The sequence below is a fragment of the Streptococcus sp. AS14 genome (genome assembly GCF_000286495.1).
Classification (GTDB): Bacteria; Bacillota; Bacilli; order Lactobacillales; family Streptococcaceae; genus Streptococcus; species Streptococcus sanguinis_P.
In genome coordinates, this window is the sequence record NZ_ALKI01000013.1 from 176559 (window position 1) to 189678 (window position 13120).

General features: G+C 40.3%; 13 protein-coding genes. 10 read left to right on the top strand and 3 right to left on the bottom strand.

What is annotated here, in order from left to right:
* The first annotated feature begins 6 nt into the window (after window positions 1–6).
* The 8 genes from HMPREF1150_RS04350 (at window position 7) to HMPREF1150_RS04315 (ending at window position 7985) form a co-directional block, all read left to right on the top strand.
* Window positions 7–549, top strand: a complete 543-nt coding sequence (locus tag HMPREF1150_RS04350) for a DUF3267 domain-containing protein (RefSeq protein ID WP_009659971.1) — start codon at window positions 7–9, stop codon at window positions 547–549.
* Window positions 546–1247, top strand: a complete 702-nt coding sequence (locus HMPREF1150_RS04345) for a CPBP family intramembrane glutamic endopeptidase (protein ID WP_009659894.1) — start codon at window positions 546–548, stop codon at window positions 1245–1247. The genes HMPREF1150_RS04350 and HMPREF1150_RS04345 overlap by 4 nt, the downstream gene beginning before the upstream one ends.
* A gap of 21 nt (window positions 1248–1268) precedes the next feature.
* Entirely contained in the window at window positions 1269–1922 is a 654-nt protein-coding gene (locus tag HMPREF1150_RS04340; RefSeq protein WP_009659839.1) for a CPBP family intramembrane glutamic endopeptidase, read from the top strand.
* Window positions 1923–2082: 160 nt separating this feature from the next.
* Entirely contained in the window at window positions 2083–3000 is a 918-nt protein-coding gene (locus HMPREF1150_RS04335; RefSeq protein ID WP_009659911.1) for a diacylglycerol kinase family protein, read from the top strand.
* Window positions 3001–3352: 352 nt separating this feature from the next.
* Window positions 3353–4288 carry an XRE family transcriptional regulator gene (locus tag HMPREF1150_RS04330; RefSeq protein WP_002904132.1) on the top strand — a complete coding sequence of 312 codons (936 nt, stop codon included), beginning with the start codon at window positions 3353–3355 and terminating at the stop codon, window positions 4286–4288.
* A 181-nt stretch (window positions 4289–4469) separates the two neighbouring features.
* Window positions 4470–6893, top strand: a complete 2424-nt coding sequence (locus tag HMPREF1150_RS04325) for a GBS Bsp-like repeat-containing protein (RefSeq protein WP_009659963.1) — start codon at window positions 4470–4472, stop codon at window positions 6891–6893.
* 94 nt (window positions 6894–6987) lie between these two features.
* Window positions 6988–7602 (top strand): DUF6287 domain-containing protein, encoded by a 615-nt coding sequence (locus tag HMPREF1150_RS04320; protein WP_002904134.1) that lies wholly within the window; start codon window positions 6988–6990, stop codon window positions 7600–7602.
* A gap of 77 nt (window positions 7603–7679) precedes the next feature.
* Entirely contained in the window at window positions 7680–7985 is a 306-nt protein-coding gene (locus HMPREF1150_RS04315) for a hypothetical protein (protein ID WP_002900763.1), read from the top strand.
* 58 nt (window positions 7986–8043) lie between these two features.
* On the opposite strand, the gene nrdF is transcribed toward HMPREF1150_RS04315, so the two are convergent.
* From nrdF to nrdH, 3 genes are all read right to left on the bottom strand, one after another.
* Entirely contained in the window at window positions 8044–9003 is a 960-nt protein-coding gene (gene nrdF / locus HMPREF1150_RS04310; protein WP_002910202.1) for a class 1b ribonucleoside-diphosphate reductase subunit beta, read from the bottom strand.
* A gap of 156 nt (window positions 9004–9159) precedes the next feature.
* A complete protein-coding gene (gene nrdE, locus HMPREF1150_RS04305) occupies window positions 9160–11319 on the bottom strand; it encodes a class 1b ribonucleoside-diphosphate reductase subunit alpha (protein ID WP_009659910.1) in 2160 nt (719 codons plus the stop codon).
* A gap of 160 nt (window positions 11320–11479) precedes the next feature.
* On the bottom strand, window positions 11480–11698 hold the full coding sequence (gene nrdH, locus HMPREF1150_RS04300) for a glutaredoxin-like protein NrdH (protein ID WP_032905524.1): 219 nt from the start codon (window positions 11696–11698) through the stop codon (window positions 11480–11482).
* A gap of 597 nt (window positions 11699–12295) precedes the next feature.
* Between nrdH and HMPREF1150_RS04295 the strand changes: the two genes are divergently transcribed.
* Window positions 12296–12559, top strand: a complete 264-nt coding sequence (locus HMPREF1150_RS04295) for a phosphocarrier protein HPr (RefSeq protein WP_002896017.1) — start codon at window positions 12296–12298, stop codon at window positions 12557–12559.
* A gap of 1 nt (window position 12560) precedes the next feature.
* Window positions 12561–13120: phosphoenolpyruvate-utilizing N-terminal domain-containing protein (locus HMPREF1150_RS04290; RefSeq protein WP_009659866.1), on the top strand; the 560-nt coding region annotated here is incomplete at its 3' end.

Sequence of the window (13120 nt, forward strand, 5' to 3'; positions counted from 1 at the left end):
GAAATTATGAAACTACTGAAAGAACTTGATTTTATCCATAATAAAAAGGTCAATCTGACTCTGAATATAACGGCTGTATTGCTGATCTTCCCTTTTCTAGCCCTCTTTACTTGGATTGCTATTCTGATGTATGGCAAGGGTAGCGAAGTTTTTCATTTTTTTGACTTACTCTACCTCCTTGTTCTAATGGTCATCCATGAGCTGATTCACGGCTTTTTCTTCAAGGTCTTGGGAGATGAAAATACCAAGGTCAAGTTTGGTTTTAAGAGCGGCATGGCCTATGCGACCAGCCCAGGCAGTCGTTACAGTCGAAAAAGGATGCTTGTCATTATCCTGGCACCTTTCTTTCTGATTAGCCTAGCCCTGACCTTGATCTATGGCTTGCATATTTTAACTGCGGCTTCTTATATCGTTCTTGCTAGCTTCCATGCAGCCGGCTGTGCAGGAGATTTTTTCCTCGCTGCCACTATTCTCCAGCAGAAGGGAGATATTGCTGTTGAGGATACGGAAGTCGGTATCAATATTTATCAAAAGGAGAATACAAAATGAACAACTTCAAATCAATTGCTTTAGGACTTGGAAAATGGATAGGCTTAATTGCTCTTAGCCTCCTTATAAATGTTGCTCCAATGCTATTCTTAAGGCTCGGGAAGAATTTACCTATTTATGCAGAAATCTTATTGGTAGCCTTGTATCTGATTTTAGTTTTCCTGATTTTTCGTGTCTCATGGCGGCGATATCAGAAGCATGTGCCTGAAGAAAAGAAGAAATTTAAACTGTCTGGCAAGGATATCGGTTTTGCTTTTCTATTCTTTTTCCTTGCCAGAGTGGCTGCTATTGTCGGTGTTTATCTCAATCTCATCCTGAGCGGCAATTCCCAGACCAGTAATGACAGCGCCATACAAGGGCTAGGGGGAATGATGTCTTCGCAGCATATCTTCTTTGCCTTGCTCTTTGTTGCAACGATTGCTTTTATTGCTCCTATCATGGAAGAATTAATTTTCCGCGGTTTTGGGACTGCCTTCTTTTTCAAAAATAATCAAAAAGTTTTGCCTGCTATTGTGACTTCTGTGGTCTTCACTCTGCCTCATATCACTCAATTGACAGAGTTTCCAATTTATTTTGCACTTGGACTGGTTTTATATTTATCCTATGCTCGTCGGGGGAATATAAAAGATTCCATGTTGGTTCATATCCTGAACAATCTTCCTATGGCTATAATGCTGCTGCTAGCTATGTTTCAGTAAAGCAAACTATAAGGAATCACTATGAAATTAAAAACTTTCTTTACTAATTTTGGCCTTTATATACTTGTCCTCTTGGCCTATTTCTATATATTTTCGGCTATAGTTCTCTTCACTATGGGTTCTCTGACAGGAAGAACTTCTCAACTATTGATTTTGCCGATTTTTGTTATACTTGCCAGTCTCTATTCTTTTGCCATGTGGAAATGGTACCAGAAAGATTTGAAACTGGAAATCAAAAATACCAAGCTGACCAGTTCTATCTGGCTTCCCAGCGCCCTCTTGCTTGCTTTTATCATCTTCCAGCAGCTCGTTCCTATTGAATCTTCTGCCAATCAGAACACTGCTGTAGAGTTGATTCAGCAGCAGCCAGCCTTTGCCTTCCTATACATGGTAATCTTTGCTCCTATTCTCGAGGAGTTGCTGACACGAGGATTTTTGGCTAAGTTTCTCTTTCCTGACCAAAATAGCTTGGCGAAAATTCTGCTCTATTTAACTGTATCTGCCAGCTTTTTCTCTCTTCTGCACATGCCGGGCAATCTTGTCCAGTTTCTGGTTTACTTCATCTTGGGGGCAATCTTTGGCCTAGGCTATCTAGCTAAGAAGGACCTGCGCTACTCAATGGGCCTACATCTGGCCAATAACCTCATTGCCTTTGTTCTCATTGTCTTCTTTTAATAGAAAAACTAAATATAAGACAGCACTTCTCAAGTTAACTTGACAATCTAATGGCGGAAGTGTTTTTCTGTGGAATAGAGTTTAAATACCAAACTGCTTTTCTGGTTTTTCTAAAGCCAGCAGTTTCAAATAGTTGTGAAAGTGTTTTCCAGATGGTATAATGAGCTATCAAATGAAAAGAGGTTTCCTTATGTCTAAAGTCCTATTAATTGTCAACCCTAGCTCGGGAGGCGAAAAAGCCAAGTCCTATGAAGACTTGGCAAGGGAAAAGCTGGCAAAATGTTTCGATGAGGTAGTGGTCAAGCATACTGAAAAAGGCGGAGACGCAGCAGCTTTTGCTAAGCAAGCAGCAGAAGACCATTATGATAGCGTCTTTGTCATGGGCGGCGATGGAACAGTCAATGAAGGAATCAGCGGCCTGGCTGAACTAGACTATCGTCCGACTTTTGGTTTCTTTCCACTTGGTACAGTCAATGATTTGGCGCGTGCTCTCGGCATTCCTCTAGACGCTGAAGAAGCCATTCAGAATCTGGATATCAACAAAGTCAAGCCACTTGATATCGGCAAGATTAATGACCAGTACTTTATGAATGTGGTTGCCATTGGAACTATTCCTGAGTCAATCAACAACGTAGATTCAGAAGACAAGACCAAGTGGGGCAAGTTTGCCTACTTTATCTCTGGTTTCAAGCAGTTGATGGATACTAGTTTTTACGAATTTCACTTAAATATTGATGGAGAAGAGCGTACGATAAAGAGCAGTACACTCTTGATTGGCTCTACCAACTCTATCGGAGGTTTCGAGAGCATTCTCCCTGAAGCTACTGTCAATGACGGCTTGCTCCATCTTTTGTATCTTAAGGATAAAAATCTCTTGGACACCTTGGTTTCTGTGCCGGATTTGATTTCGGGCAATGGAGAAGAAAGTGATAATATCGAGTATCTGACCTTTAGGGAAATCACAGTTGAGTTGGCTGATGACAAGGCAGAGCTCAGCGTCAACGTTGACGGAGATGAGGGTGACCAACTGCCAGTAACGATTCGTGTCTTGCCTTCTCACTTGAATGTGTATTACTAGTTTTTTTGTGTTTAGACTCAAAAAAGAATATGGTAGAAGGACTCTAAACTTTTAAGTTTGGGGTCCTTTAATACTTGTAATATACTAATTTTTAGATTTACATGCTTTTCTCAAGTGATGGCGGATGTCAGCGACCTCCTGCAGAGTTCCATGACTAGCTATTGAGCCTAAGGTCTCAATAGCTCCGCTCTACCTAACTGTTGCAACAGTTAGGTAGATTTCATCACTGAGAAAAGGAAGTAATCTTTTTGGAATTTTATTAGTAAAATCTTTCCAATTATGCTATAATAAATCTAGAATAACATGATAACATAACCAAAAGTTTCCTGATTTATTTGGGAGGGGATTGACGATGCAAGGAAAAGAATTTGGACAGCATTTGAAACAGCTTCGATTAAATAGGGGCTGGACTAAGGAGCAATTGTGTGGTGATGAGTCAAAGCTTTCTATACGGCAGTTAACCCGTTTGGAGTCAGGCATTTCCCAGCCTACTCTTTCTACTTTAGAATATCTGGCTTTCTGTCTAGAGGTCGATTTGACAACTTTGACAGGAAGTAAAAAAGAAGATGTAGCTCTACCTACTGACTATCAGCGCTTGAAGTATAAGCTGATTCGGACGACCACTTATGGCAATACCGAAGCTTTGTTCGAATTGGAGCATATCATAGATGAAATTTTTGAAGTTTATTATGATGATTTGCCAGAAGCTGAGCAGAATGTAATGGATATCTTGCAATCAAAGATTTATACTTATACTTCTGAGAAATTCCATAAGTATGGAATGACTCTCTTTGCCCAGCATTTGGACGATTTGCAGAGTAAAAAGCATTATGACGTGAATGATTTACTCTACATCCAGCTCTATCAGATCTATGTGGGAGATGAAGAGGAGATTCGGTCAGCTAAGTTTGATAAGGAATTATATGCAAGAATCGCTCAGCGATTACTGCAGTCAGTTGACTATATTCCAAATGAATATCTCTTTCTCATGCGAGATGCTCTACTGACAATCCCAGGTATTGAGTGCGAGCGAAAAGAGTTCATTTATACAAAAGATACGCTCAACAAACTTAATGTAATCATGGAATTGACAGAGGACTATCAAAAGAAACCGCTGATAAGAATGTTAGAGGGAGAATATGAGCTTTTCGTACACAAGGACGAGAAAAAAGCTCAACAATACTATGAAGAGGGACTGACACTGGCAAGATTGTTAGGTCATACTTTTCTATCTAAAAAAATGGCTGAGGAGTGGAATAAAGAACTTCGGCTCTATCATCAAGGCTAGCAGGACATCTATGTCCTGTTTTTTATTTGTAATTGAGTCTATAATTGAAACATGGAAAAAGTTAAATAGGAAAGGAGAGAATCACATGTTTAGGATTTCTTATTATCTCGCCATGATTTGGTTTTGGCTTTAGGAAATTAAATGTTGTCGTGCACAAAGATTAATAAAGGGAGCAAATAAAATGAAAAATCAATTTTTTAATAAGCAGGTTCAACGTTTTTCTATTCGTAAATATTCTCTAGGAGCAGTTTCAGTGCTTCTAGGAACATTATTATTTGCAGGGACTCAAACAGTTGCTGCTGATCAAGTAATTTCGCCAACTGGTACTGATTCAGTAGTTTCTACAGCACCTTCTGACATAGCTGTGGACACAAATCAGAGTGTTTCAGAAAAGTCAAATGCAACAGTAAGTTCTGATATTGAATCGGAAACAAAAAATGCTGTAAATAACAATTTAGTTAGTATTGAAAATGGAGTAACTTCTGAAGTTCCTGAACCACTAGAAACTGAAAATAAAGCGACAAATGCAAATGATATTCCAATCAACACTGAGCCTGTTTCTGATCAAACTTCAACAGTTAATGAAAAACAGAAAACTGTTGAAATAAATCCAGTTATAGATGATCCTACTAATCCTAAACATTTAGTAACACGTGGCTATGCCGCTTCGAATGTAGATAAGCCAGCCACCTCAATTGTTAATGATGTCAGCCGCCGCCGTGCAACTAAAGAAGAAAAAACAACTCTCAAAACAACTGTTGGTAAAGTTGCAAACGGGACTGGACATACGACTTTACTGGCTACAGGGAATGGTTCAATCGCTCGAGGCGATGATTATCCAGTAAGGTTTAAAAATCTCCCTGATTATGCTGCGGACGATTGGGGACTTATTGTTAAAAATTGTACTTCATTTACTGCTTATAGATTAAGTTCAGTTAATGGTTTTAACATTCCTCGTGCGTACGGAAATGGCGGTGAATGGGGGTATCGGGCAAGAAGAGAAGGATATAGGGTAGATAATCATCCAGCTCTTGGCTCAGTCGCTTGGATTGATGATGGAAGTTACGGACATGTAGCATGGGTGTCCAATGTATTGGGAAATAATGTAGAAATTGAAGAATATAACTATGCTTGGAGTAAAAGTTATAATCGCAGAGTAGTTGCTGCAAGTTCAATCTCAGGCTTTATACATTTTAAAGATATCATTGGAGGTACATCCACACCGATTTCCCAGCCTTCTGATAATCAAGGAATCCCTGCCAGTGGAGTGTATCATTTCACTCAAAGAGCCTCCATTAAAGCTGAGCCTAAGATGTCTAGTCCTGAATTAGCTTATTATGATGCAGGACAAACTGTTACATATGATCGTAAATTGGAAGCAGATGACCATCAATGGATTAGCTATCTCTCCTTTGCTGGAAATCGTAGATATATTGCCATTGGAGTAACAAAGACAAAGGCTCCTTTAAAGGGAACCTTGACTATCCAAAACAATAATGCTCAGACAGGGACTTTTGATGTCATTGTATCTGATGTCTCTAGCCCGTATGGTGTGAAAGAAGTGAAATTACCAACTTGGTCAAGTGAAAATGGACAAGATGATATTGTTTGGTACACTGCTGCTAAACAGCCTAATGGAACATATAAAATAACTGTCAATGCAAATAAACATAAAGGTTCTACGGGAGAGTATAATATCCATCTATATTATGTTCAAAATAATGGGGAAATGGTTGGAGCTGGGGGAACGAAGACTACCGTTTCTATTAAGAAGCCTGAAGGGAAAATTACTATTCAAAATAATAATTCAAAAACAGGAACCTTTGATGTTGTTATATCTAACATTTCCAATCCTGGTGGTGTAAAAGAAGTAAAAGTACCTGCATGGTCTAGTGCGAATGATCAAGATGATATTATTTGGTATACTCCTAAAAGACAATCGGATGGCACTTACAAATTGACAATAAAGGCTAGCGATCATAAATATTCCACTGGAAAATATAATGTGCATTTATACTATGTTCAAAATAATGGCCAAATGATTTGTGTAACAGGAACGACGACAGAAGTCTCCTTGGATAAGGAATTAATCCGGCCGACAGGAACTATTACTATTCGGAATAATACTTCAAAGACAGGTACCTTTGATATTATTGTGTCTAATGTTTCTAATCCTGGTGGTGTAAAAGAAGTAAAGGTACCTACATGGTCTGCTGCCAATGACCAGGATGACGTGGTTTGGTACACTGCTAGCAAGCAACCAGATGGGACTTACAAACAGACTATTAAAGTAAGTGATCATAAAAATTCCACAGGGAAATACAACGTCCACCTGTACTACGTTCAGGATGATGGAAAACTTGTAGGTGCCGGCTCAGCTACTACGGAAGTCGCATTACCAACTATATCTATTCCATCAAAAGGGAATTACGTTTTTCAAGGCTATGCTTCTATTCGGTCTGAAGCTAAAATATCAAGTCCAGAACTAGCAAACTTTGACAAAGGGAGCACAGTCTTTTATGATCAAACTTTTATTGCAGATGGTCATCAGTGGATTAGCTATGTTGGGTATAGTGGTAGCCGTCGTTATGTAGCAATAAATTAATTTTATAATATTTCAATATGATTATTGATTTTATTAATTCAAAATGTTACAATAAGATTACAAAAAGGTATTAATTCATGAGGAGGCCTCTTTTATGAAAAATGCAAAATTAATGTTTCTTGCGACTGCACTCACTTCTTCCATTATCTTGCTTGGTGCTTGCAGTAAACAGCAGGACAAGCAAACATCTCAAAGTAGTAGCTCTAGCCAAACAGTTCAAACTTCTAAATCAGATTCTAAGTCTGAAGCGAAAGCTGTTCCATCAGCTAGCCCAGATGAAACTGATGCAGCGTCAGTATCTTCTGAAGCTCAGCCTAAAAATGAAACAAAGTCTGACACGAAAGACCCAGCCACTCCAGCAGCGGGTATCGATGTCAATGCTTTGGCAGCAGGAGATTTTTCGACTGTAGCCGGTACTTGGCAAAATGATTTGGGGGATGCGATAGTATTGAATAATCAAGGGGTCGTTTCTCATACTCTGAATGGAAAAGAATCCAGCGATTATACTTTACTAAAAGGTCAAGTAAGCGATGGTAGTTATGTATCTACTCTTGCTTATACTGCTGGTAGCAGTAGCGCAACCTTTTTAGTAATTCCAGAAGGAGCTGTTTTGCCTGATACTGGAAACGAGAATCCTAAAGCACAGATTCGAGTTGGACAAGATGCTATCACTGCTTCCCAGCATCCGTATTATCGCGTATCTAATTAGTGACTGCATAAGTGGAGTTAGGGATGATGTTCCTAGCTCCACCTTTATTTGGATAAAAAACATGAAGGGAGGAAAAGATGGCTACTTTAATGATGAAAAAAATAGCTGAGGATTTAAATAAGACTAGAGTATTGGATGAAAATGGAGCTTTGGTAGCTTATTATGCCCTTCTGCCAGCTGACTTTTCTGGTGGTGACAGCAAGCTTTATCTTGAAAATCCAACGAGTCAAAGGCGGATGTATAGAATTTATCAAAATATGAAGCCCTTTTTATTTCCTATTGTCCCAGCTCATGACTGTACCGTGATTTATCTAACATCTGATGTTGGAGTTGAGATTACAGTCGCAGAACATCTGGAAGAATATATCTATGATAGTCAATAGATTAATAGTCAGTCAAAGACCCCCTCTTTCCGTATTTTGGAAAGAGGGGGTCTTTGTCTTATAAACCGTAATTATAGTCGTCATCCTGCATGGCTTCAACTTCGCCTAGCAGGTAGCCGTTACCCACTTGGGAGAAGAAGTCATGGTTGGAAGTACCGGTTGAGATACCGTTCATGACGATAGGATTGACATCGTCTGCTGAGTCAGGGAAGAGCGGATCTTGCCCTAGATTCATCAGAGCCTTGTTGGCATTGTAGCGCAGGAAGGTCTTGACTTCTTCAGTCCAGCCGACTGTGTCATAGAGGCTTTCAGTGTAGCCTTCTTCATTTTCATAGAGGGTGTAGAGCAGGTCGTACATCCATTCTTTGAGTTTTTCTTGCTCGTCTTCTGGCAGCTCGTTAAAGGCTAGCTGGAACTTGTAGCCGATATAGGTTCCATGGACAGACTCGTCACGGATAATCAGCTTGATAATTTCAGCAACGTTGGCCAGTTTGTTATTACCCAGATAGTAGAGCGGAGTGAAGAAACCAGAGTAGAAGAGGAAGGTTTCCAAGAAAACGCTGGCTATTTTCTTTTCCAGAGCTGTACCGTTCAGGTAAATCTCATTGATAATCTCAGCTTTCTTTTGCAGGTATGGATTGGTGTTGGTCCAGTCAAAGATTTCATCGATTTCTGACTTGGTGTTGAGCGTAGAAAAGATAGAAGAGTAGGACTTGGCGTGAACGGACTCCATAAATTGGATGTTGTTGAAGACAGCTTCTTCGTGGGCTGTGCGGACATCCTTGCGCAGGGCATCCACACCAGACTCAGACTGGAGGGTATCCAGCAGGGTCAGGCCACCGAAGACCTTGCCGACTAGGTCTTTTTCCTTGTGGGACAGCTTTCTCCAGTCATCCAGGTCATTGGATAAGGGAATCCGCGTATCCAGCCAAAATTGCTCAGTCAGTTTTTCCCAGGTGGACTTATCGATGACATCTTCGATAGCGTTCCAGTTAATGGCTTTGTAGTAAGTTTGCATTCTTTCTCCTTTAGTAGATGGTACGACCTGATGGGGTATCAGCTATCACTTCTTGGATACTACCCCAATACTCCACGATTTTACCTTCCTGTCCATAATGAGGAAAGTAAAATTATGACATGGTCGAATTTCCTTTTCTTTTTCTAAAATCTCTTGCTAGATGACACAGCTTTCACAATGGTTGGCACCTACTTCGCCCCCATCATCAGTGAAGGTGCGGACGTAGTAGATGGACTTGATACCCTTGTTGAAGGCATAGTTACGCAGGATAGAAAGGTCGCGGGTTGTTTGCTTGCTTTCTTTTTTCCATTCGTAGAGGCCTTTAGGAATATCGCTGCGCATAAAGAGAGTCAGGGAAAGACCTTGGTCCACGTGCTCAGTTGCGGCTGCATAGACATCGATAACCTTTCGCATGTCCATGTCATAGGCACTGGTGTAGTAAGGGATAGTCTCAGTTGACAGACCAGCAGCAGGATAGTAGATCTTACCGATTTTCTTTTCTTGACGTTCTTCGATTCGCTGAGTAATTGGATGGATTGAAGCAGAAACATCATTGATGTAGCTGATAGAGCCATTTGGCGCAACGGCCAGGCGGTTTTGGTGGTAGAGACCATCAGCCTTGACCTTGTCGTGCAACTCTGCCCAATCTTCTGCAGACGGGATAAAGATACCTGCGAAGAGTTCTTTGACACGGTCAGACTTAGGTACAAATTCACCCGTCAGGTATTTGTCAAAGTAAGTGCCATTAGCATAGTCAGATTTTTCAAAGTTATGGAAGGTCACACCGCGCTCGCGAGCGATATTATTAGACTCAACCAAGGTCCAGTAGTTCATGAGCATAAAGTAGATGCTGGTGAACTCTACAGCTTCCGCTGATCCATAGTCAATCAACTGCTGTGCTAAGTAGCTGTGCAGTCCCATAGCTCCCAGACCAAAGGTATGTGCCAGACTGTTACCATTGTCGATAGATGGCACAGCTGTGATGTGTGAGCTGTCTGTGACAAAGGTCAGGGCGCGTGTCATAGTCCGGATGGATTTTCCAAAGTCGGGCGAAGTCATCATGTTGACAACGTTGGTAGAGCCTAAGTTACATGACACATCTGTTCCCAAGTGGAGATACTCTTGCGCATCATTCAAAAGGCTAGGCTCTTGTACCTGCAGGATTTCAGAGCAAAGGTTACTCATGACGATTTTACCGTCAATTGGATTTGAACGGTTGGCCGTATCAATGTTTAAGACATAAGGATAGCCAGATTCTTGTTGGAGTTTGGAAATTTCTGTTTCCAAATCACGGGCCTTGATCTTGGTCTTAGTGATATTTGGATTAGCGACCAATTCATCGTATTTTTCAGTGATGTCAAGGTAGGCAAATGGTACTCCATACTCACGTTCAACAGAATATGGGCTGAAGAGGTACATTTCTTCATTTTTGCGTGCTAATTCGTAGAACTTATCCGGAATGACAACACCGAGTGAGAGGGTTTTAACCCGAACTTTTTCGTCGGCATTTTCTTTCTTGGTAGAAAGGAAGGCGATGATATCTGGGTGGAAGACATTGAGGTAAACAACTCCAGCTCCTTGACGTTGCCCCAGTTGGTTAGAGTAAGAGAAGCTGTCCTCAAAGAGTTTCATAACAGGCACAACGCCAGATGCAGCTCCTTCATAACCCTTGATAGGGGCTCCAGCTTCCCGCAGATTGCTGAGGGAAATACCGACCCCGCCTCCGATACGAGACAACTGCAGGGCAGAGTTAATGGAGCGGCCGATTGAGTTCATATCATCTGTTACTTGGATGAGGAAGCAGGAAACCAATTCACCGCGACGAGCCCGACCAGCGTTGAGGAAGCTTGGTGTAGCTGGTTGGTAGCGCTGGTGGATAATTTCATTGGCAATATCCTTGGCAATGGCTTCATCTCCGTTGGCAAAGTAGAGGGCGTTGAAGAGTACCCGATCCTCCATGCTTTCCAGATAGTATTCACCATCATTTGTCTTCAGGGCATACTGGTTGTAGAACTTATAAGCAGCCATGAAAGATTTAAACTTGAAATCTTGAGCATGGATAAAAGCAGTCAGCTCCTCGATGTATTCAGGAGAATAAAGTTCAATAAATTCCTTCTCCAAATAGTTTTCTTCTATTAAATATTTAATTTTTTCTGTGATAGAAGAAAATTGCTTGGTGTTTGGCTCAACGTTTTCTTTAAAAAAAGCTTTTAAGGCTTCTTGATCTTTATGAAGCATAATCTGACCATTAACTGGACGGTTGATTTCGTTGTTGAGTCGGAAGTATGTCACATCCTCTAAATGTTTGAGTCCCATGTTTTTCCTTTTCTATATAAATAAGATAATTAGCTAGCGGAAAAATATCCGCCTTACAAAAGAAACGGCCCCTATGAGCATAGGAGCTGCAGTTTGCCCTGATAATCTGTCTTTTAGTTTATCTCCCAATCAAGGCGCGCCGCCCTCAAAATAAACTACATTAAGACAATTTTTTCAATTTACCAGGTTGGAAACCAGAAAATGCCTCAGTTGCTGTCTGAATCACAGGAGCAGCATTGAAACCAAGATCTTTGACATGGTCAATGAATTCTGGCTGTTCATCCAAGTTGATTTCGCGATATTCTACATGATTAGTCTCTAAGAAGCGCTTGGTCATTTTGCACTGAACGCAGTTGTTTTTTGAGTAAATAGTTACCATTAAAAATTCCTCTAAACTTTCGTTTTTTCTTTTAAATAATACGAAACTAGTATATCTAAAAGAAAATAGAATGTCAATAGTTTTGAACTAAATATTGTGTGATATTTTGTTATAGGATAGATTACAATACAATATATAGTGTTTGTATAAGCGGTGAAAAGAAGTGAAAAATTGCAGAAAAGGAGCAAAATGCTGATGCGGCAATGCTTAAACAAGTCTTAAAATGTTAGAAAAATGACTAGTAGCTTTTCCGCCTAAAAACAAAAATCCAATATCTTGTGTTACAGAATTTAGGGAATCACTAGGAGGAGTGGAGGGGGAGTTTATATTCTTATTTTATAACAATTAGTTTCTATAAAATAAGAAATTTATGATTAAAAACTTGGTGGAAGCCATTTTTGAATAAAGCTTGGGGAATGTGGGATTTAGCTCGAAAATTCTCTCTTCAATATAATAAGAAGAGTTTTCATTTCCCAAGAAATATTTTGTAAGCGGGCTATAAAATTCTTGAAAAAGATTTCAAAAGGTGATATAATATCAACTTGTAAGGGTTATCACAATAACTCAAAAAGAATTATTTAAAAGGAGAGTCTAACTATGGCTTCTAAAGATTTCCACATTGTAGCAGAAACAGGTATTCACGCACGTCCAGCAACTTTGTTGGTTCAAACTGCTAGCAAATTCGCTTCAGACATCACGCTTGAATACAAAGGTAAATCAGTAAACTTGAAATCTATCATGGGTGTTATGAGTCTCGGTGTTGGCCAAGGAGCTGATGTTAAGATCTCAGCTGAAGGTGCAGATGCAGACGATGCTATCGCTGCAATCTCTGAAACAATGGAAAAAGAAGGATTGGCTTAATATGACAGAAATGCTTAAAGGAATTGCAGCATCTGACGGTGTTGCCGTTGCTAAGGCATATCTATTAGTTCAACCGGATTTATCATTTGAGACTGTTTCAGTCGAAGATACGAATGCAGAAGAGGCTCGTTTGGATGCAGCTCTTGAAGCTTCACAGAACGAGCTTTCTGTTATCCGTGAGAAAGCAGTAGATAGCCTTGGTGAGGAAGCCGCTCAGGTATTTGACGCTCACTTAATGGTACTTGCTGACCCTGAAATGGTTGGGCAAATCAAAGAAACAATCCGTGCGAAAAAGACCAATGCAGAAGCTGGTCTGAAAGAAGTAACGGACATGTTTATCACTCTCTTTGAAAACATGGACGACAATCCATATATGCAGGAACGTGCGGCAGATATCCGCGACGTGACAAAACGTGTTCTTGCTAACCTTCTGGGCAAGAAATTGCCAAATCCAGCGTCTATCAATGAAGAATCAGTTGTGATTGCTCATGACTTGACTCCTTCTGATACAGCACAGCTGGATAAGAAATTTGTTAAAGCTTTTGTAACCAATATCGGCGG